The organism is Pantoea sp. Ap-870 (assembly GCF_011752515.1).
Classification (GTDB): domain Bacteria; phylum Pseudomonadota; class Gammaproteobacteria; order Enterobacterales; family Enterobacteriaceae; genus Pantoea; species Pantoea dispersa.
On record NZ_VWXG01000006.1, the window covers coordinates 92,941 to 112,809 of the forward strand.

Here is a 19,869-nt window from a genome sequence, read left to right on the forward strand (position 1 = left end):
CATTTCGAGTCGAATGCGATACCCGGCAAACGCCAACAACGGGCGATGCCATCAATCGCTTCTCAGAACCGATAGAGGTAGCCGAGACCAAGGCCATACTGCGTGCTCTTTTCCACCAGCGGGCTGTTGCGGATCGAGCTGCCCATGTGCTTGGCGCCCATGTCGAGGAACATGGTGTGACTGGACACGGGCTGCCAGTCCACGCGAAGCCCGATTTCGGTATTGAGCGCGGAACTACCGCCGTAGGCCGGGCGCCAGCTCCGTGCCTCGTCTGACCTTACGCCGTATTAATAGTCCACGTACTCGCCATCCACCCACTCGGCCGCCAGCCGCGGGGCCAGCCCGATTGTGCCTGCGGTAAATCGCCTGTCGATCTGCAGCGTCGTCCGCATCCCCCCGCTGTTGCTCATGGCATCCGTGAGCACTTCAGCAGAGAAATTGGCAATGCCGGTACGCCAGATGGCGGCGGCGCCGAGCCAGAAACTGGAGTCTCGATCGCGCATGCCCGCGAAATATGGGGAATCGCCCGAATCGAAGCCTTCCCCGATGTACCGACCACGCAGCCTGAATGACACCGGCCCGACCGACGGAAGCTTGACGTCCAGGACAGGCCCGGCCACCTGAATCCATTTGTTCTCATAGGTAATCATTGGCAAGCCTCGAACGCGGTCGTCGAAGTCGCGGTAGACGCGGTACTGTATGCCACCGGCAACGCCAATCCCCCACGTCGGTTCACTGCGTCCGGCTTCGGGCATCGCCTGACCTCTCGCCGACTTATTCGTATCGTCGGTCTGAGCCCATGCAACGGGTGTTGAAAAAATGCCAGCGACCAGGATCGGTAGCGCAGCGTAAGACGGCTGCCGGCGCAGGCGGACTGCGCATTGAGGACGAGATGACATGATTGATCCCTTTTAAGGAAAACGTGAAAATGCCTCCCCTGTACTGGGGAATGGCAGCTCGCGGACCACGCCATCGGGCCATCTCGATGAGTTCGCGGACCATCACCAGCAGACGGCCGCACTGCACCGTCTGCCTGATTTCCATACCGTCCGGACGACACTGGGTCGTCCCGCACGGGTCAGTGCAGGCGCTGCGCATCAAGTTTCGATGTGACGAGTGAATTGCAGGACTGTTGAGTCGTGACGAGGTTAGTTGCGTCATCGCTCAACCTCGTCAGCGGTAGCGCGTACGGTGTGTCGAAAAAAACCAAGCGATGCCAGCCATTTCTCGATCCTGTCCACATACAGGAACACGGCTGGCACGACCAGCAGGCTCAAGGCAGTCGATGTGATAAGGCCGCCGATAACCGCCATGGCCATCGGCCGGCGGAAGCTAGAATCCGCACCTAACCCCAGCGCGATAGGCAACATGCCGGCGATCATCGCGATGGTGGTCATCACGATGGGACGGGCACGCTTGTGGCACGCATCCAGCAGCGCCTCGTGAACAGGCAATCCGCGCTCGCGTATACCGATAACCGCGTACTCGACGAGCAGGATGGAGTTCTTGGTGACGATACCCATAAGCATCACCAGACCGATCATCGAAGGCACACTCAACTGGCTGCGCGTGACCAGAAGCGCGAGGAACGCGCCACCTATGGACAGAGGAATGGCAGAGAGGATGGTGATGGGCTGAAGGAAATCCCTGAACAGCAGCACCAGAACGCAGTAGATGCACAAAACACCGACCACGAGCGCCATGGCAAAGCCCCCGCCGAGTTCGGCAACGATCTCCGCGTCGCCGGCCTCAATCACCTTCACACTGGACGGAAGGGACTTGATCGAAGTCAGGTTGGCCACAGCCGCCTGCGCCGTCCCGAGCGCGGTACCTCCCAAATCGGCCGAAATGGTGACGTTGCGAAGACGGTCATGGCGGTCGATCTGCGCGGGGCCACTTTGCACAGTCAGGCTGGCGACACTTGCCAGCGGCACCGACCCGTCGCGCCCCGGCACGCGCATGTTGCCGAGCGTGTCGATGTCCTGCCGCGCGGCATCGGGAATGCGCGCGCGGATATAGACCTGGCGGTTGTCGAGGTTCAGGCGCGCCACCTGAGCGTCGAAATCGCCTCTGGTTGCCACCCGCACTACGTCCCCGATCGCCTCGGTCGTCACGCCGCGCTCGGCGGCGCGCTCCGGGTCGGGACGGATGATGATCTCCGGGCGCTCCAGGCTGGCCGTCGAGGCAATGCCAGTAAGGCCCTTGACGTCGCGCAGTTCGGCTTCCACCGCATCCGCGCTCGCCTTAAGTGCCTCGGCATTGTCGCTGGCGAGGATGATCGTAAGCTTTTCGCCCGGCCCGCCGCCGCCGATGGCAAAGCGCGCCCCGGGAACATCGAGCAAGCGTTCCCGCACGGCTTTCTCGATGACCTGCTGCGAAGGGCGATCATTACGCGGCCCCAGCGTGAGCGTGAGCGACGCGCGCCGAACTTCGCCCGCCTGCGCCCCACCGGGGCCGGCACTTTGCGCCTTGCCCACCGTGGCGAAAACATGGGCGATGCCGTCAACATCGCCGATGGCTTTGCGGGCCGACCCGGCGACCGCCAACGTGTCCTCCAGCGAGCTGGCTGGCGGCAATTCGATGCTCAGGGTCGTGCTGCCGCTATCAGAGGCGGGGATAAAGCCCGTCTCGATGAAAGGCACCAGGGCGAGCGAAGCCGCGAGAAAGATGACCGCTCCGCTCAGGGTCGTCTTGCGATGCTTCAGGCACCAGCGCGCCGTTGCCATGTACCAGCGCATGACCCGGCCATCTTCCTTCTCGGGGATCGGCTCGGGCTTGAGCAGGTAGGCCGCCATCATGGGTGTGAGCAGGCGCGCCACCAGCAGCGAAGCGAGCACGGCGATCACGGCGGTCCAGCCAAACTGTTTGAACACCAGGCCGCCGATACCACTCATCATGGCCGTCGGTAGGAAGACGACCACCAGGCTCATTGTGGTCGCCATCACCGCCAGGGCAATTTCGGTCACGGCGTCCTCTGCGGCTTCCCGGACCGACTTGCCCCTGTGCCGGTGGCGCTCGATGTTCTCGATCTCCACGATGGCGTCATCGACCAGGATGCCGACGATCACCGCCAGCGCCAGCAGCGTCACGGTGTTGAGCGTGAAGCCCAGCCAGGCCATGGCCGCGAATGCCGGAAGGATGGACAGCGGCAGAGCGGTCGAGGCTATCAGCGTCGCCCGCCAGTCGCGCAGGAACAGCCAGACGACGATCATCGCGAGGATGGCCCCCTCGTACAGCATCGCCATGGAGCCCTCATACTGCTCAAGCGTCTGGCCGACCGACCCCGAAATCTCAGTCAGGCTGAGCGCCGGGTCGGCCTGTTGAAGGCCGGCCAGGGCCTCGCGAACGCCCTCGGCCAGCCGTACCTCGTCAAAGCCCCTGGCGCGGTACACGCTGAAGCCGACCACATGCTCGCCATCGAGCAGGGCCGCCTGCGTGGGGTCGGCCTGACCATCGACGATGGTCGCGATTTGGTCCAACCTGAAGCTCTTGCCGTTGGACAACGCGATTCGCAGGTCCGCAAGCTCCGATGCCTGGCGAACCGTGGCAATCGTGCGAACCGACTGCTCCTGGCCGCCAAGCTGACCACGGCCGCCGGAAGATTCCTGCTGAACCTGGCGCAGTGCACGGGAGACATCCGCCGCCGTGATGCCGAGGGCAGACATGCGCGACGGATCGAGCTCAATCCGAACCTCACGTTCGATTCCGCCAAGCCGCTCGAACCGACCGACTCCGGGAAGCGAGAAAATAGTCTTGGCAATGGTGTCATCCACAAACCACGAAAGCTGCTCCTCATTAAGCCGGGACGACGATATGGCGTAGGTCAGAACGGGCGAACCTACGCTCGTGGAAGCACTGACGGTCGGTTGCAGAAGATCATCCGGCAGATCAGACCGGATGCTGTCAACCGCGTTCTTGGTTTCGATCAGCGCGTCCGACAGGTTCTTCTCCAGCACGAATTCGACCTGGATTGAAACCAAACCATCCGTGATCGATGTGCGCAGATGGTTCAAACCACTCAAGGTCGCAAGTGAATCCTCGACCTTGCGCGCGACCTCCGTCTCCAGCTGCGCAGGAGCCGCCCCCGGCTGCGTCAGCATGACCGTGACCATTGGTAGATCAAGGTCTGGAAGATCCTGCGTAGGCAGCTTCTGGAACCCCCATAGCCCTGCGAGTGCCAGCAGTGCGAACAGCAGGATCGAGGGGATCGGATTGCGAATGGACCAGGTAGCGAAATTCATGGTCTGCCCGCCCCAGCAGGCTGCCCCTGCGAAACCCGGACCAGATCGCGATCCTTGAGGAAGCCGGCTCCCCGGACAACAACACGCTCGTCCTTGCCAAGCCCCTCGGTGACCTCGACCTCACGGCCATTACGCCGGCCGACGCTGACGCTTCGCAGCGACACGCGGGACGTGGCACTGGTGTCGGCCAGCACCAGGACGTGGCTGCGCCCATCGCGGATGACAACGCTCTCGGCGGGCACGACCAGCGCCGGCTCTGTCCCGAGTCCGAGCCTGCCGTTGGCGTACATACCAGCCCGTGCCGTGCTTCCAGGGTGGATGTCGGCGTAAACAGTGGCCAGGCGAGAGGTGCTATCCAGAATCGGCGAGGTCTGGCGAACCGTCGCCTTCGCTGTCTTGCCGTCGGGAAGGTCTAATGTTACCTGCTGCCCGATCTCGACCTGAGCGAGTTGCTCGGCGGTCAGTTCGCCACGCCACTCCAGGCGCCCCCGGCGAATCATGCGAAACAGTTCCTGGCCCACCGTAACGACGCTGCCGAGCGTTGCAGTCCTGTGGCTGATGACACCATCGTCCGGCGCAGTGACGTCGGTGTAACGCAGCCGCAACTGATTGGCAGCGAGCAGCGCATCCGCGGTCCTGGATTGAGTCACCAGCTGGAGCACGTCCTGTTCACTCATCGCGCGGCTGCTTTGCAACGCGAGCGCGCGCTGCCGGTTGGCGGCAGCCTGATCGGCATTCGCTTTCAGTTCCGCGCGTTCCGCCAGCAACAGATCCGGGTCAAAACGAGCGATAATCTGTCCCTTCCTGACGATATCGCCGACATTGACGCGAACATCGATGAGCTGATAACCACCAATCTGAGCACCGATGCTGGCTTCTTCCCATGCGGCAATCGCACCCGAAGCCCTGATCTCTATGGGCCACGAGACTTCCCGGGGGATGGTGCATGTGACGGTCAGCGCCGGCGTCGCCGCGGCAGTCGCTTCCTCCAGCGTCGTATCGCCCCTGCCGACGACTATCGCCAGCGCCGTCACAACGAGGGCCACTCCCCCCACGAAATACGCGATCCGGTGCCGCCGGAGGTGTCCCCGGGTGGGCTGGTTACGGTGTTCTTGTTCCTGACTCATGGCGATAATTTTCCTTACGGGCGATACAGGGGTGGCAGACGGAGCGTCGTCCATTTGCTCAGTCGTTGTGGGCTGCGGTACTGCGGCCCATAACGGCGGGTTCCCTGCGGCGCGCACAAGGAGACCCGGGATGGGTGCGATCGTAAGCAGCGGCGATGGCGCTTTCCTGCGCGCCCCTGAGCTGTCAACCCGGGCCTTCCTGCCCGAATAAGGTGATTACATCCGCCTTATACCGGACTTCGTTCGCGTGCGCGCAACTGCAGACGCATCGGCGGTCTGGAGAGAGGTATCCGCATCCAGCCACGCGGGGAACATAGCCGTCAGGGAACTCACGTCATTGGCGTTGCGCGCATCAGGCTCACTGCGGGCCACTTCTTCTGTCGCAGGGGCATCTCCCCACAGGTCTGGCTCTCACAAGAACCTGGCGCCAGAGAACCCCGAAGTGGTGCTGATCGTGTCTGTGCCACCTGTCTGGGTTTGCGATTTGTCTCGCGACACCGCGCCGTTGACCCCGGGCCATTGAGCGCATCTGGTCTGGCTGGGACCAGGGCCAGGCGCAGCGACCAGCACGCTCGTCATGAGCCGGGGACGATAGCGTTGCTGATGGCCCGACAAGACGTGCATAGCTGCCATCACAGTTCGCCCACCAATGAAAACGCCCTGGCCACGATGGAGCGCAGGTTCTGCCTGCCGCCATCCGCATACCACTCGTCAAGGGCAGCCGTCCATGCGGACGTCACCGCGCCCACGATGATGCGCGCTTTGAGCATGCTCAGCCCGGTCTCGCTTTCTCGTTCCACGAGTGCGGCAGCGAGCGACACCTCCCGATCCATCCGCTTTTCGCATCCCTTGGCGAGCAGAGCCGGCGTTTCCTTCAGCAGGCGCACCAGTGCAAAAGCCATGTCAGGATTGGCGTCATACCGCAGGAGCGTCGTGGCCAGCGTCTCTCTGACCGCATCCAGTGGCCCCTCGTGGTCGGGACGCCCCCGCAATTCATCGACCAGCTCATGCGTCTTCTCGTCGTGCCACAGGAAGATCAGATCTTCTTTAGTCTTGAAGTAGCGAAAGAACGTACGCCTAGCCACACCAAGCGGCTCGACGATGTGTTCGATGGTCGTGTGGGTAAAGCCCTGTTTCAGAAACAACTCAAGCCCGAGGTTGGATAGCTCCCTCCGGGTGCTCTCTTTGTGCCTTTCGCGAAGGCCGGGATTTTTATTTGCCATGAGAGTATTCTGTCATATCTGGCACCAAGTGACAATAAGGCACTTAGTGCCATAAGGCATCTGGTTTGCTCTAAACCGACGCTTCGAAGCGCTTCATTGCTGCCATATAATGAAGGTTTATAAAGACCGACCGGGAGACGCGGCTAGCACCAGAGATCAATGTGCCGGGAGGCTTCTTTCACAAGATCTTGGCCGCAGGTATAATCGAATGCTAAATCGCCTACATCAACTCAAGCGCTGCTTCGAGTCTTCCGTCGAAGTTCTGCACGATATCTGCGACACCATTGTTACGTGAGCTAGTGATCCGCTCCGCAAGTTTCTCTATGTTCTATCCAGAGGGCAGAAACACATCTGATTAGTTTACTTTTAGGTGAAATTTAGGTGGTACCAAGGGGGAATCTTCGCCTGCCAATGCCGCCCGATGTGCGACTGCAGAAGATCTCATGGAAGCCCCAATACACCGCGGGACCGTCCGCACTTGGGCTATTCGTGTCGGCCTGAGTGAACGCACTCTCGCACGGTTGCTTATTCAGGAAACCGGTATGAGCTTCGAACGCTGGCGCCAGCAGATCCAAGTCATTCTTGCGGTGAAATGGTTGAGTACTGGAATGTCGGTTCGACAGGTCGCCGATAGTCTGGGTTAAGAAAGTGCCGGTAACTTTGTGACTATGTTCCGCAAATCACTCGGCACTTCACCGAGGCGCTACATAGCTGAACGCAACCTCCGGCTCAGTTGATCGAGAGCAACGGCATCTTCGAGTGCCGTGGATGGATAGAATGATCTGTTTTATCGGGGTACCGCACGTTACTCCGACCGCGCATGACACTTCATGGCTGTGGAATGTGGCAGTGGTTTCCCGCCCCAGCCGTGGCTCGTTCACCGGCCTCCGTGGCAACAGCGAGAAGCTCGAAAAGGAATACACAGTCTGCTGCGGATTCTTGAGACCGGTTTGCAGGAAATTTATTCGCCCAAGCCATCGCGCAGACGATCGATAAGCCACTCTAGTGAAACAGACAAGCGGTTGTTCTCGGAGCGAAGCAAGTAAATAGTCAAAGCCGATTCGACTGCCAGGTGACGGATAACGACATCCGATCGTTGGCTTACCGGGATCTTGGTCGCAGTCATCAAGCCGATGCCATAGCCTGCGCCGTCCAATGTAAGCATCAGATCCAGCGAGGGACACTTCCCTCGATTAATCCTACCCTGCAATAGTGGACACGGGACTAAGTGAGAAAACTCTCAACCAGAGGGACTCATGACAAGATCATTATCAATAAGCAAAAAGCCCCGTAAATTACACACACCTGAATTCCTCAATGAAGCTCTGATTGTAGTGGCATAGAAAATTTGGCCACCTGATTAAAGGTTATATTCTCATTCAACACAAAACAAATGACTTAATGAGCAAGAAAACTAAGCGTACTTTCACCCCCTGAGTTCGTGGCATAATGTACTGACTTTCGTTTCTGGCCGTCCTATTAATGCCATTGCCGGTAGCGATTTTATTGGCGTCATTTTTTAGGCCGCCCCTTCTTCCCTCGGGTCCCTTCTGAGGCCTGACCTGCTGTTGTTCGCTCGGCAATCAATTCTCGCTCAAACTCCGCCTGTGCGGCAAAGATTCCAAAAACAAGCTTGTCACTGGCTTCCCTGAGGAATACACGAACCCCCTTCTGACGCTGCTGGGCTATGAAACACTCCGTTGTCGGGAATTGCCGCTGGCGCTGAAGCTGCCAACAGAACGCAGGGCGCGCAGCGTTGCAGACAAGCTGCTGAGCCAGCCGGCCTGCATAATGGATCAGCAACAGCCTGCCCATGAAGCGGGGCTCAGCATCAGAAGCATCAACTGTCTATTCAGTCAGCAGACCGGGCTGAGTTTCAGTCATTGGCACCAGCAGGCAAAGGTGGTGGCTTCACTGCGCTGGGTGTCAGAGGGATTGCCAGTCAGTGAAATCGCATCGCTGAGCGGTTATAGTAACGTCAGCGCCTATATTGACGTATTCCGTCAGAGCTTCGGTAAAACGCCCAGTCGGTTTAACTGAGAGCACGGCAGTACGGTGCATATCCGGTAAACATAAGTATATTCCCTGATTAACGAGAATTTACATACAGCCTTATAAAGCCTGAACAGAGCTTTGTGACGTGCATATATTAACCGCGCGCCTTATGCCGACTGACAGAGCGGCTGCATCCGTTACTCATCTGAATCCTGCTGCATCAACCAACGCGCGCACGTTGTCAAAGACATCGTTACCTTTATAATCACCTTCGTCTGGAGTTGTTGATAAAGCCTGCAGCGATACGCTCAGCGCCAGTATCAGTTTAGCGCGTTCTTCAGTTAGCATCGCTCTGGCTCAGTAAGAACAGTCCCCATGATTTCACTTTGACTAGGCTTAAACGTAGCTTTAAGACTCGCCTCCCGTTGTTTGCCAGGCATTGTACTTGATGACGGACAGGACGATTGCCGGCCTTAATGCAGCAATTGTTCTGCCGCGGGCCTTAATGAAATCCGCTGGCCCACATCTCACAATTACCTCAGCGAACTCAACGTTCGGAAGTCTTATCAGGTTTGGTGAACCACGGTCTGACCTGTTTTGGCATTACATTACACTGCCTGCACAACCTGTTGACATTCTCTTTGTACTCCCAAGCTCCGAGGCTTTGTGTTGCCAACTGTTCAGTTATGGGACCGCGCATGCTTGCCGCACTGGATGATAACCGCGACCGCTTCAACAGCGCCGAAGAAATTCAAAACTACGCTGGCGTTGGCAGTGTGCGAAGTTCGTCCGACAGACATTCGTGGAATGGACTGCGAAGACGGTTAACTCATCGTACTGGGCCAGCGAGAAAAAGGAAAATCGCATCAATCCGCTATCCGAGCTCTGGCGTTCAAATAGATCCGGATAATTTATAGCTGCTGGAAAAACAGAACCTGTTACGACGAAGCAAAGTATTTGCTGGCTCTCCAAGCGCGAAACTCGCCCTTACTGAAGCCATAAAAAGCTTGTCGAATGTCTCAGCGCGTGAAGCGGACATCACCTCCTGAGTGAGCCAGCGCACAAACCCGCACGAAACTCTTCGACGTGAATTTACATAACCTTATGAAATTTTATAACTGTATGGCATTTGCCTAACCCTTCCAGGGCAAAAATACATAACTACTCACCAACCCTGCTGCGTATAACTATAGCGGTGTTTTTCTCTCACTGAAGGTGACGCATGACACAACAACGCCATGAATTATCAGCCGATCATGAGGCGCATATCGCTTCTGCGATTGGCAAATTCTTCCGCCGCATTATCCCGATGCTGGCGCTGATGCTTATTATTAACCAGATTGATCGCGCCAACATTGGCTTCGTCAAAGCCCAGCTGCAAACCGATGCCGGAATCAGCGCGGCGGCCTTCGGCTTAGGCGCAGGACTGTTCTTTATCGGCTATGCGTTGTTTGAAGTGCCCAGCAATATGATGCTGAAGAAGTTCGGCGCAAGGGTGTGGCTCACGCGCATTATGATCACCTGGGGAACGGTGGTGGTACTTACCGGTTTCGTCAGCACGCCAATGCATTTTTATATGCTGCGTTTCCTGCTTGGCGTGGCGGAGGCGGGCTTCTTCCCTGGCGTGCTGTTCTATTTTCGTCAGTGGGTGCCCAATGCCTGGCGAGGCCGCGCAACCGCAATGGTATTGAGTGCAACCGCAAGCGCGTTTCTATTCTCTGGCCCGCTCACCGGCGCAATCCTGATGATGCACGATGTCGGCGGACTTGCGGGTTGGAAATGGGTCATGTTTCTGGAAGGCGGCGGATCGATAGTGATCGGCCTGCTGGCGGCGTTTGTACTGGTATCGAAGCCAGAAGGGGCGAAATGGCTCAGCGACGCGGAAAAACAGGCGCTCGCGCAGCAACTGGCAATTGAAGACGCGACGCGTGACGAGCGTGCCGTCACACAGGGACGCTGGGGATTGATCACCGATCGCAGCCTTATATTCTACTGCCTGATCTTCTTCACCATGACCATGACCGGTTACACGCTGGTGTTCTGGTTGCCGCAAATTATCCAGCGTATTCAGGGGTTCAACAGTTTCGAATCCGGACTGCTGACCGCCATCCCGTGGCTCTTCGCCATTGTTGCGCTGTTTCTGCTGGGCAAAGCCACCGACCGTTATCGCGATAAGCTGGAGAAAGGGCTGGGCATCGCCATGCTGATCGCCGCATGCGGCACCTTTATGGCCACGCTTGGCACGCCGTGGTTTGGCTTTGTGGCGATGATTGTGGCTTGCATCGGTTCCAAAGTCAGTGCCGCGTTCTTCTGGCCGATGCCGCAAAGCGAACTGCCCGTCTCGATAGCGGCACCGGGCATTGCGATGATCAACTCTGTCGGCAACCTTGGCGGATTCTTCGCACCCACGGTGTTTGGCTATCTGGAGATGCACACCGGCAGCACCACCGGCGGCCTCTACGCGCTGACCAGCGTGTCCGTGGTGACCGGCCTGTGGCTGTTGCTGCGCACCAAACCTGTTCCCCCCGCTTTAGGTCACAAGGAGAGACTTCATGTCAGACAGTCCAGTCATTAATACCATGCGCATCGTCCCAGTTGCTGGTTATGACAGCATGCTTTTGAATATCGGCGGTGCCCATAACTGCTTCTTCACGCGCATTATCGTGATCCTCACCGATTCTGCCGGGCATACCGGGGTGGGCGAAACGCCCTGTCATGCCTCGACGTTGCAGTTGCTGGAGCAGTTTCGCCCGCTGATTGTAGGCAGCTCGCTGCTGCGCCTGAATGCCACGCTGAGCCAGCTTTTCAACAGTGAGGCGCGTCAGAAGCACACTTCACACACCAACGACATCCACATTCCGCAGATGAATCCGGAGAAGTTTTATAACGCTGCGGCGGCGATTGAGGCCGCGCTACTAGACCTGCAAGGCAAGCTGTTTAACCTGCCGGTCGCCGATCTGCTTGCCAGCGGCAAACAGCGTGAGCGTATTCCGGTGCTGGGTTATCTGTTCTATATCGCCGATCGCAAGCGCACCACAATGCAGTACCGCTCGGGCGATAACGCGGCGGATGGCTGGTTCCGTCTGCGTCATGAGGCGGCAATGGACAGCGCTGGCGTTCAACGGCTGGCGGAAGCGGCAGTGGAGCAGTACGGCTTTCGTGACTTCAAGCTAAAAGGCGGCGTGCTGGCAGGCGAAGCGGAAGTGGAAACGGTTGAAGCGCTACTGGCGCGGTTTCCCGGCGCGCGCGTCACTGTCGACCCCAATGCCAGCTGGTCGCTGGATGAGGCGATTCGCTTTGGTAAACAGTTGGCAGGAAAGGTGCCCTATCTGGAAGATCCCTGTGGTGCTGAGCAAGGGTATTCAGGGCGGGAAACGCTTGCCGAATTCCGTCGCGCCACGGGCGTGGCGGTCGCGACCAATATGATTGCTAACGACTGGCGCCAATTACATCATGCGCTGCAACTTAACGCCATCGACATTCCGCTTGCCGATCCGCACTTCTGGACGATGCGCAATGCCAACGTGATAGCGCAATTGTGCAACGAATGGGGGCTGACCACCGGCTGCCACTCCAATAATCATTTTGATATCTCACTGGCAATGGTGGCGCACCTGGGCGCAGCGGCGCCTGGCGATCGTCAGACCGCCTTTGATACTCACTGGATTTGGCAGGATGGCCAGCAACTGACGCATCAACCGCCGCAGATCCGCGATGGCTATCTGGAATTACCGCCAGGCCCGGGTTTTGGCATCGAATTGAATATGGAACGCGTCGAGGAGGCGCATGCGCTTTACAACGCGCTGCCGGATAAGAACCGAAACGATGCGCTGGGGATGCAATTTTTAATTGATAACTGGCGCTATGATGCCAAACGTCCGTCAATGGTTCGCTAAGGAAGCGAAATGAAGAGAATATTACGTGCGGTGGCGCTCATGGCATCGATTGCCGCCAGCGCGCCACTGCTGGCGCAAACTTTTGTCTACATATTAGAAGCCAGTGATGGCACCATCGCACGCTACGCGCTGAACGAGTAAACCGACGCGCTGCAACTGCTGGGGTGACACTGACCCAAAATCCTGCTCCATTCAGAAACAGAATTCCGGCATGATAAACACTCCCCTGAACGGAGGTGGTGCCGATGAAAAAGTCACGATTTACCGAAGAGCAGATTGTCTTTGCCCTGTAGCAGGCCGAGCTGGGGATGTCCGTACCGGACGTCTGCCGCAAGCTGGGCATCTCCGACGCCACGTTTTACACCTGGTGTAAGAAATACGGTGGCATTTCACCCTCAGAACTAAAGCACATGCGCCAGCTGGAAGAGGAAAACCTGCGTCTGAAGAAACTGGTGGCCGATCTCAGCCTCGACAAGGCTATGCTGCAGGACGTGCTGGCAAAAAAGAACTGACGCTGGCACGCCTGCGCGAATGGATCAGGGATTTACAGGCCCGATACGGTGCCAGCGAAAGACAAATCTGTTTTGCGCTATGGCTCAGCCGCAGCTCGTTCCGGTACCATTCCGTTGCGGCAGACGACAGTGCGCTGCGCCTGCGCATCAGGGAGATTACCTAAACCAGGGTTCACCATGGCTACCGCAGGGTACACGTGATGCTCAGGCGGGAAAGCTGGCGTGATAACCACAAACGCATTTGCCGCCTGTACAGTGAACAGGGCCTGTCGCTGCGCCCCAAGCGTCCACGCCGTAATAAATCCGCACAGCGGCGACAGCCGCAGCCTCAGGGGCTGTATCCGAATCACGTCTGGGGCATGGATTTTGTCTCTGATGCGTTGTTTGACGGAAGGCGACTACGCCTGCTGACGGTTATAGACCTGTACACCCGCGAATGCCTGGGGATCTGCGTGGTGCAGAATCTGCGTTCAACAGAAGTGGCGGAAATGCTGAACAGCATAGAGCTCAGGCGTCCGTTACCTCAGATGCTGAAAACCGACAACGGCTCTGAATTTGCGGGGAAAATGCTGGACAGCTGGGTGTATGAACGGGGTATCCGTATCGACTTCTCACGCCCCAGAACGCCGACGGACAATGCGACGGTAGAGTCCTTCAACGGCAGGCTGCGACAGGAATGTCTGAACGAGAGCTGGTTCATGTCCCTGGAGGATGCGCGGTGCAAAATCGAAGCCTGGCGCATACACTATAACCAAAGTCGTCCCCATTCTGCGCTGGGCTGGATGACCCCCTCCGAATTTGCCGTAAAATCTGCCGGTTGCCAGAATATGCAGCCAGAATGAAGCCAGTTATTCCTGATTATGAATGGATCACATACGGGGAGCGGTTCAACAAACCGACATTATGGACTGACGGTTGTATCTAATACCGGGGGCAGGTCAAATCCTCTATGAGCTGTGAGTTCAACTGATGGATGCAACACACTGATTGAACCGTTCTGCGGGTGATTCATAGTCTAGCGTTTTTCTCGGTCTTTCGTTGAGCTGTCTGGCAACGCTGTTTAGTCTCTGCTGGCTGTGAATCGATAAGTCAGTTCTCTTTGGAAAATATTGTCTGAGCAACCTATTCGTATTTTCATTTGAGCCACCTGCCAGGGAGATTGAGGATCACAGAAGTAAATCTGGATGTCTGTAGCTACAGTAAATCGGGTGTGGCTGGTCATTTCAGCTCCTCGATCCCAGGTTAATGTTTTATAAAGCTCAACAGGTAATCCCCGGGCTTGCCTGATGAGTGCAGATATAACGGTTATGGTCTTGTTGTCCCTGATTTTGGCCAACATAACAAAGCGGGAATGGCGTTCTACGAGGGTGACGATACAGGAGTTTTTCGAGCCCTGGATCAGGTCACCTTCCCAGTGACCCGGTATGGCTCTGTCTGCGGCTTCAGGTGGCCTCTCGCTTATCTGTACCGCATTCGAGATTGATCCTAATCCTTTCCCTTTAAGCGATGACGTTCTGGATCTACGCACGGCTCTTCCGCTTCGGAGGCATTGCTGCAGTTCTTTTTTTAATGCCCCCCGAGTTTGTATGAAAAGCGTTTTATATATCGTTTCATGTAACACATGCATTTCCTGATTATCCGGATAACAGCGTTTCAGCCAACCGGCGATTTGTTCCGGCGACCAGTCCTGATGCATCTTCTCTGCGATGATTTTACAAAGTGTAGGTCTTTCAATTAGCTTGCAAGGTTTTGGTCTCAGAGCATTTTCCCACGCAGCAGCATCCGCTTTTGATGCACGATATTGTTTTGCACCACCGTGCCTCTTAATCTCGCGGCTAATCGTTGAGGGAGCTCTCGATAGTTTGTTTGCGATCGCTCTGATGCTGATTTTTGCTACAAGCGCTCTGGATATTTCCTCTCTTTCATCAAGTGAAAGCGCTAACGGGTGCCGCTTTCCGACAGGGGGACGGTATCCACCAGTCTGGTGGATAGTGGGCATAATAGAAGAATGATATCTGTCGAACATTCTGGCGATATCATGCACGGAATCACCTTGTTTGTATCTGTCTTGGATAATCGCTTTCTGTTCCGACGTTTAGTAAATCCGCGTTCTTCGTTTCATGGCAACGTCCCCCTTGATTAAGGATAGCGTTGCATCGACCCGTTGAACTCACAGCAAAAAGCGAACAAACCGCTTTTTGCTAACAAGTCTTATTGGCCTCAGTCAGTACTATTTTTATAGCAGGTACGACCGCACAAGTAGGCTTCCCAGCGCCACAATTAGGGAACATTGAATGCCTATAAACAGATTTATTTAACCCACAACTAATGGTGGTCATTTTGGTGGTCTTGACAGGATGAAGATTCAAGTTTAGCTTCCTTATTAGCCAGTTACTGGCAAAGGTGATCCCAGTCAGAGGAGCCAGATTTAGAAAAGCCTGCTTTTACAGCAGGCTTTTTGCTTTTCTGCGTTCTGACGTTCAGATACCGCCATACCACTCGTAACCGCGATCTTCCCAGTAGCCGCCGCGTCCGCCCCACAGCTGGGCAAACGAATCCACCACTTTAATTTCCATCAGATACTTGGCGTGCTTGTAACCGAGCTGGCGCTCGACCCGGAGACGCAGCGGCGCACCGTGCGCGACCGGCAGCGGCTGATCGTTCATACGGTAGGCCAGCAGCGTTTGCGGATGCCACGCATCCTGCAGATCGATACTTTCGTAGTAGCGCCCGCTGCCGTCCAGCGTCTGCTCCAGCTCGTCGGCACACAGGAATACCACGTAGCGGGCACCTGGCCGCAGGCGCGCCGCATCCAGCACCAGTCCGAGCGGTACGCCCTGCCATTTGCCAATCGCGCTCCAGCCCTCCACGCAGTCGTGACGGGTGATTTGCGTGCGACTGGGAAACCGCTGCAGATCGCTGAGCGATAAACTCAGCGGCTGTTGCACCAGCCCGGTGACGCGCAACCGCCAGTCGGCAAACCCGTTCGCCAGCAAACGCGCATATTCGTCGGAGTCGGGCATTTGCGTGCCGTTGGCGCGGAACAGCGGCGAAATATCGGCCTCGCTGAACTCCGGTGCCAGCCGCTGGCCGCCCAGCAGGCGCTGGCTGGCACGCGTCAGCCGCTCGGTCTGATTGAGCCAGCCGCTGACCGTGTCGTTTTGCGTCAGTTGATCGCAACCGCTCAGCAGCGCCGCGCCGGCGCCGGACAGCGCGCCCAGCAGCAGGCGGCGACGCGACAGCTCGATTTTCATGATGGGGTATCCTCTTTGTCGATCGCGTAACGTCCGGTGATCATCGAACGCAGGTTATTGAACACGCCTGACACCAGCACCATTACCACATGCACCAGCACAAACAGCACCAGCAGCATTGCGGTGACAAAGTGCACCGTGCGCGCCGTGGGACGGCCGCCAAACAGATCGGGTAAAAACGGCAGTGCCGCATCCAGCGCTGGCGACAGGGTTAATCCACTGAGCAGCATCAGCGGCAACAGTATGAAGATCACCAGCAGATAGCTGAGTTTCTGCAACGCGTTATAGCGCCGCGCCGCTTCACCGCGGGCGAAGCGCAGCCGGGCGTGGTCGCAAATCTCCTGCCACAAATGACGCGCGCCCAGCTGCTGACGGTCGGGCAACAGATCGCGGCGAAAGTGCCGGTGCCAGAAACCGTGCAGCAGATAAATCACGCCGTTGAACAGCAGCAGCCAGGCAAAAAAGAAGTGCCAGTGGCGACCGGCTCCCAAATCCTGCCACGACGGCAGCGTCAGCCAGCCGGGGAACGCGCGCGCCGTCAGCGTGCCCTCCAGCTTCGAGACACCGAGCACGCCGGTGGTATTCAGTTGCAGCGAGCCGAGCCGGACAAATCCCTGCTGCTGACGATTGCCGATTTCAAACACCGGCTGCTCATGGTCCGCGCCATACAGGCCGACATACAGACGTGGATGCGCATTAAAGATTTGCAGTCCGCTCATCAGCAGTACGGCAAAACACAGGGCGTTGACCCAGTGCGTCACGCGCACCAGCAGCGAATGACGACGGATTAGCGTTTTACTGCGGGAAGGTGAAGGCTGTTGCATCATCGAGCCCCTTACCAGCCAGGCGAGGCCTGGCTGGAGCCGGATTACATCGGCGGCACTACGCCGTTTTTGCCGACAATGATATTGCCTGCGGTGAGCTTACCGTCGGCGCCCTTCTCGGCAGGAACAAACACCGTGGTGCCGGGTTTCAGGTCATCCGGGGTAGCGGCGGCCAGCGTCACCACCGGCGTACCGGCCGGAATGGCAATTTTTTTCTGATGGCCGTGATAGCTCACCGTCACTTCGCTGTTGTCCACCGAGGTGACGCTATTGGCGACCGTGGCGTTGGTCATTGAGCTGCCCGGCTTCAGATCCCAGCTGAAGTTGCCCTCGCCAGCACCTTTCAGCTGCGCCGGGAAAATCAGCACTTCGAGCGCGCCATCACCGCCGCCCGCTTTCGGCAGCGAGGCTATGCCCACGTAATCGCCCTTTTTAATGTCGCTGATGCTGGCCTTCGCCACCGCAGACACCATCGCGCCTGGCTTCATGGCCACGCTGACCTCCGATCCTTCGCGTGACTTGATAGTGAGCTGCTGCCCGTTTACCGATTCAACAACGCCACGTACCTGCACTTTTTGCCCTGCCATCTCTGCCGCCATCGCCGGCGACAGCGTGGCGCCGGCCAGCAGTGAACCGGCAATCAGCAGTGAAAGGCGTTTGTAATGTGATAAGACCGTCATGGAGTGTTCCTTTTGATGATAAGCGCTGCCTCAGCGGCAGCCCTGTGCCAGAAATCATTCAACCTGAAGCGCAATAACATTGCGGCAAAAGGCGCTGGAAAACAAACCTACTAGTTGGTAGATTAAAAAACAAGATAATTTTTCACCCTGTACTTTGTCATGTCATTATTTTGTCTTAGCCTGAGCCTCGCGCAGATCCAGCGCCTGGGTTGAACATTGGGAGCATCAGTATGGAAATGCAGTTACGATCGGCCACGTTAGCGCTGCTGATTTGCAGCTGTTCCGCCGCCGCGGCAGAACTCAGCAGTCCTTCGCCAGGCCAGCTTATCAACACGCGTTTGTCTTACATGAAGGATGTGGCGGGCTATAAAGCGCAGCATCATCAGCCGATTGAAGATTTGGGTCAGGAGCGCAAGGTGCTGGACAAAGCCCTGGCGGAAGCGCGTCAGCTGGGTCTGGATGATGCCACGGTGCAGCCGTTTATTCAGGCACAGATGGATGTGGCGAAAGCGGTGCAGTATCGCTATCGCGCCGACTGGCTGGCAACGCCGGAGCCGCACTGGCAGCCGCGTCCGCTGGATGAGGTGCGCAAAAGCATTGGTCATTACAGCGACGCGATTCTGACGCAGCTTGCCGCGCAGTTGAAACAGGGCGCGACGCTGCAGGCACCGCAAAAGGCCGAATTTATGCGCGACATTCAGCAGCGTAACGTGTCGCCGCAGGATAAAGAGTTATTGTGGCGCACGCTCAGCGCGGTGACGTTACGGCGGCCGTAATGTTGCGCGGCGAACGTGCCGTCGATCGCAGCAGGCCTGTCATTTTGCTGCGTTTATTCCGGTCGCCCTGAATGGCGACCCTGTAACCGGTTAACGACTTTCAAGGGTGTGCAGTGATGCGCACCGCAACGCCATTCTGAAACTTCTCTTTCCAACTACCCCATGCGCTCTGTGATTGCGTTCACAACTCTGCAACAGCAACTTGTATGGTAGTATTATTGCGCGTATTTTTTCGTCATTACTGTCGCATTATTACTGGTGTGCCGCGCCTTCAGGCCACCAGCCAGGAGTGAATGATGAAAAGTGTGGTGATTGAACAACCGGGTAAACTGCTGCTGGCCGAGCGCGCGCTGCCACAGCCCGCCGCTGATGAAGTGCGGGTAAAAGTGAAATTTGCCAGTATCTGTGGCTCTGATGTGCACATCTGGCACGGTCACAATCCATTTGCCCGCTATCCGCGCGTGATCGGCCATGAGTTCTTTGGCGTGATTGACGCGGTCGGACAGGACGTTGATGCCAGCCGGCTGGGCGAGCGCGTGGCGGTCGATCCGGTGGTGAGCTGCGGCCACTGCTATCCCTGCTCCGTTGGCCGTCCTAATGTCTGTCAGTCACTGCAGGTGATTGGCGTCCACCGCGACGGCGGCTTCAGCGAGTATGCGGTGGCGCCAGCAAAAAATGCCCATCGCCTGCCGGCGAGCATTCCCGACCAACTCGCCAGCCTGGTTGAGCCCTTCACCATTGCCGCGAATATCACGGCGTTCCTCAAGCCGCAGCCACAGGATGTGGCGCTGATTTACGGTGCCGGTCCGATGGGGCTGACCGCCATTCAGGTGCTGAAAGGCGTATACGGCGTACAGCAGGTACTGGTGGTGGACCGCCTGCCAGAGCGGCTGGCGCTGGCGCAGCAAAACGGTGCCGATCGCCTGTTCAACAACAGCGAGATCCCGCTGGCGGCGCAGCTGGAAGGCGTTCAGCCGACGCTGCTTATCGACGCCGCCTGCCATCCGGCGATCCTCGCTGAAGCGGCTGCGCTGGCCTCGCCGGCAGCGCGCATTGGCCTGCTCGGGTTTTCTGCTGAGCCGTGCAGCCTGACGCAGCAGGCGTTGACCAGCAAAGAGCTGTCGCTGTTTACCTCGCGCCTGAACAGCAACCGCTTCCCGGAGGTAATTGCGTGGCTGGAACAGGGGCTGATCCAGCCGGAGAAACTGGTCACCCACTATTTCCCGCTGGCGCAGATCGAGCGCGCCATGACGCTGTTTGAACAAGACCCGCGCACCTGCTGCAAAGTGATCCTGCAAATGGATTGAGTGATGCGCCACACCAGATGTCCCTGATACCGGT

General features: G+C 57.5%; 14 protein-coding genes and 6 pseudogenes. 9 read left to right on the top strand and 11 right to left on the bottom strand.

Annotated features, from left to right (window positions below; all coding sequences use genetic code 11):
• Positions 1 to 62 precede the first annotated feature (62 nt).
• The 4 genes and pseudogenes from F3J41_RS15535 to F3J41_RS15550 form a co-directional block, all read right to left on the bottom strand.
• Positions 63 to 899, bottom strand: a pseudogene (locus F3J41_RS15535) (MipA/OmpV family protein).
• Positions 900 to 1,157: 258 nt separating this feature from the next.
• The gene (locus F3J41_RS15540; protein ID WP_047063008.1) at positions 1,158 to 4,241 is read right to left on the bottom strand and encodes an efflux RND transporter permease subunit; all 3,084 of its coding nucleotides are present in this window, start codon (positions 4,239 to 4,241) and stop codon (positions 1,158 to 1,160) included.
• Positions 4,238 to 5,368, bottom strand: coding sequence for an efflux RND transporter periplasmic adaptor subunit (locus F3J41_RS15545; protein ID WP_047063006.1), 1,131 nt, complete (start codon positions 5,366 to 5,368; stop codon positions 4,238 to 4,240). The genes F3J41_RS15540 and F3J41_RS15545 overlap by 4 nt, the downstream gene beginning before the upstream one ends.
• Before the next feature lie 632 nt (positions 5,369 to 6,000).
• Positions 6,001 to 6,591, bottom strand: coding sequence for a TetR family transcriptional regulator (locus tag F3J41_RS15550; protein ID WP_047063004.1), 591 nt, complete (start codon positions 6,589 to 6,591; stop codon positions 6,001 to 6,003).
• Positions 6,592 to 7,034: 443 nt separating this feature from the next.
• On the opposite strand from F3J41_RS15550, the gene F3J41_RS23310 reads away from it, so the two are divergent.
• Positions 7,035 to 7,235, top strand: coding sequence for a helix-turn-helix domain-containing protein (locus tag F3J41_RS23310; protein WP_052768067.1), 201 nt, complete (start codon positions 7,035 to 7,037; stop codon positions 7,233 to 7,235).
• Positions 7,236 to 7,552: 317 nt separating this feature from the next.
• Here F3J41_RS23310 and F3J41_RS15560 read toward each other — a convergent pair.
• Together F3J41_RS15560 and F3J41_RS15565 are read right to left on the bottom strand one after the other, a co-directional pair.
• A pseudogene (locus tag F3J41_RS15560) lies at positions 7,553 to 7,768 on the bottom strand (LysR family transcriptional regulator); the annotation flags it as partial.
• A gap of 258 nt (positions 7,769 to 8,026) precedes the next feature.
• Positions 8,027 to 8,235: pseudogene (locus F3J41_RS15565) on the bottom strand (recombinase family protein); the annotation flags it as partial.
• A 147-nt stretch (positions 8,236 to 8,382) separates the two neighbouring features.
• On the opposite strand from F3J41_RS15565, the gene F3J41_RS23480 reads away from it, so the two are divergent.
• Positions 8,383 to 8,631 carry a helix-turn-helix domain-containing protein gene (locus F3J41_RS23480; RefSeq protein WP_072057116.1) on the top strand — a complete coding sequence of 83 codons (249 nt, stop codon included), beginning with the start codon at positions 8,383 to 8,385 and terminating at the stop codon, positions 8,629 to 8,631.
• A 156-nt stretch (positions 8,632 to 8,787) separates the two neighbouring features.
• Here F3J41_RS23480 and F3J41_RS15575 read toward each other — a convergent pair whose 3' ends face one another.
• Positions 8,788 to 8,934, bottom strand: a complete 147-nt coding sequence (locus F3J41_RS15575) for a hypothetical protein (protein WP_154400831.1) — start codon at positions 8,932 to 8,934, stop codon at positions 8,788 to 8,790.
• 338 nt (positions 8,935 to 9,272) lie between these two features.
• On the opposite strand from F3J41_RS15575, the pseudogene F3J41_RS15580 reads away from it, so the two are divergent.
• The 5 genes and pseudogenes from F3J41_RS15580 to F3J41_RS15600 all read left to right on the top strand — a co-directional run.
• A pseudogene (locus F3J41_RS15580) lies at positions 9,273 to 9,588 on the top strand (IS110 family transposase); the annotation flags it as partial.
• Positions 9,589 to 9,808: 220 nt separating this feature from the next.
• Positions 9,809 to 11,161, top strand: coding sequence for an MFS transporter (locus F3J41_RS15585; protein ID WP_047955839.1), 1,353 nt, complete (start codon positions 9,809 to 9,811; stop codon positions 11,159 to 11,161).
• The gene (locus tag F3J41_RS15590; protein WP_047062999.1) at positions 11,139 to 12,482 is read left to right on the top strand and encodes an enolase C-terminal domain-like protein; all 1,344 of its coding nucleotides are present in this window, start codon (positions 11,139 to 11,141) and stop codon (positions 12,480 to 12,482) included. Before F3J41_RS15585 ends, F3J41_RS15590 begins: the two co-directional genes overlap by 23 nt.
• Before the next feature lie 9 nt (positions 12,483 to 12,491).
• Positions 12,492 to 12,623, top strand: a complete 132-nt coding sequence (locus tag F3J41_RS23590; protein WP_255467567.1) for a hypothetical protein — start codon at positions 12,492 to 12,494, stop codon at positions 12,621 to 12,623.
• 161 nt (positions 12,624 to 12,784) lie between these two features.
• Positions 12,785 to 13,836, top strand: a pseudogene (locus F3J41_RS15600) (IS3 family transposase).
• A gap of 120 nt (positions 13,837 to 13,956) precedes the next feature.
• Here F3J41_RS15600 and F3J41_RS15605 read toward each other — a convergent pair.
• The 4 genes and pseudogenes from F3J41_RS15605 to F3J41_RS15620 all read right to left on the bottom strand — a co-directional run bounded on the left by F3J41_RS15605 (position 13,957) and on the right by F3J41_RS15620 (position 17,752).
• Positions 13,957 to 15,071: pseudogene (locus F3J41_RS15605) on the bottom strand (IS30 family transposase).
• 403 nt (positions 15,072 to 15,474) lie between these two features.
• The gene (locus tag F3J41_RS15610; protein ID WP_021509306.1) at positions 15,475 to 16,248 is read right to left on the bottom strand and encodes a molybdopterin-binding protein; all 774 of its coding nucleotides are present in this window, start codon (positions 16,246 to 16,248) and stop codon (positions 15,475 to 15,477) included.
• Positions 16,245 to 17,075 carry a cytochrome b/b6 domain-containing protein gene (locus F3J41_RS15615; RefSeq protein WP_166711716.1) on the bottom strand — a complete coding sequence of 277 codons (831 nt, stop codon included), beginning with the start codon at positions 17,073 to 17,075 and terminating at the stop codon, positions 16,245 to 16,247. The genes F3J41_RS15610 and F3J41_RS15615 overlap by 4 nt, the downstream gene beginning before the upstream one ends.
• Positions 17,076 to 17,116: 41 nt before the next feature.
• Positions 17,117 to 17,752 (bottom strand): hypothetical protein, encoded by a 636-nt coding sequence (locus tag F3J41_RS15620; protein WP_104093096.1) that lies wholly within the window; start codon positions 17,750 to 17,752, stop codon positions 17,117 to 17,119.
• A gap of 230 nt (positions 17,753 to 17,982) precedes the next feature.
• Here F3J41_RS15620 and F3J41_RS15625 point away from each other — a divergent pair, with 230 nt between their 5' ends.
• Both F3J41_RS15625 and F3J41_RS15630 read left to right on the top strand, forming a co-directional pair.
• The gene (locus tag F3J41_RS15625; protein WP_058775774.1) at positions 17,983 to 18,528 is read left to right on the top strand and encodes a chorismate mutase; all 546 of its coding nucleotides are present in this window, start codon (positions 17,983 to 17,985) and stop codon (positions 18,526 to 18,528) included.
• 296 nt (positions 18,529 to 18,824) lie between these two features.
• Positions 18,825 to 19,835 (top strand): Zn-dependent oxidoreductase, encoded by a 1,011-nt coding sequence (locus F3J41_RS15630; protein ID WP_021509302.1) that lies wholly within the window; start codon positions 18,825 to 18,827, stop codon positions 19,833 to 19,835.
• The last annotated feature ends 34 nt before the right edge of the window (positions 19,836 to 19,869 follow it).

Coding starts and splice junctions, on each gene's coding strand:
- F3J41_RS15540 (WP_047063008.1), bottom strand. CDS start 4,241: ATGAATTTCGCTACCTGGTCCATTCGCAATCCGATCCCCTCGATCCTG.
- F3J41_RS15545 (WP_047063006.1), bottom strand. CDS start 5,368: ATGAGTCAGGAACAAGAACACCGTAACCAGCCCACCCGGGGACACCTC.
- F3J41_RS15550 (WP_047063004.1), bottom strand. CDS start 6,591: ATGGCAAATAAAAATCCCGGCCTTCGCGAAAGGCACAAAGAGAGCACC.
- F3J41_RS23310 (WP_052768067.1), top strand. CDS start 7,035: ATGGAAGCCCCAATACACCGCGGGACCGTCCGCACTTGGGCTATTCGT.
- F3J41_RS23480 (WP_072057116.1), top strand. CDS start 8,383: ATGGATCAGCAACAGCCTGCCCATGAAGCGGGGCTCAGCATCAGAAGC.
- F3J41_RS15575 (WP_154400831.1), bottom strand. CDS start 8,934: ATGCTAACTGAAGAACGCGCTAAACTGATACTGGCGCTGAGCGTATCG.
- F3J41_RS15585 (WP_047955839.1), top strand. CDS start 9,809: ATGACACAACAACGCCATGAATTATCAGCCGATCATGAGGCGCATATC.
- F3J41_RS15590 (WP_047062999.1), top strand. CDS start 11,139: ATGTCAGACAGTCCAGTCATTAATACCATGCGCATCGTCCCAGTTGCT.
- F3J41_RS23590 (WP_255467567.1), top strand. CDS start 12,492: ATGAAGAGAATATTACGTGCGGTGGCGCTCATGGCATCGATTGCCGCC.
- F3J41_RS15610 (WP_021509306.1), bottom strand. CDS start 16,248: ATGAAAATCGAGCTGTCGCGTCGCCGCCTGCTGCTGGGCGCGCTGTCC.
- F3J41_RS15615 (WP_166711716.1), bottom strand. CDS start 17,075: ATGATGCAACAGCCTTCACCTTCCCGCAGTAAAACGCTAATCCGTCGT.
- F3J41_RS15620 (WP_104093096.1), bottom strand. CDS start 17,752: ATGACGGTCTTATCACATTACAAACGCCTTTCACTGCTGATTGCCGGT.
- F3J41_RS15625 (WP_058775774.1), top strand. CDS start 17,983: ATGGAAATGCAGTTACGATCGGCCACGTTAGCGCTGCTGATTTGCAGC.
- F3J41_RS15630 (WP_021509302.1), top strand. CDS start 18,825: ATGAAAAGTGTGGTGATTGAACAACCGGGTAAACTGCTGCTGGCCGAG.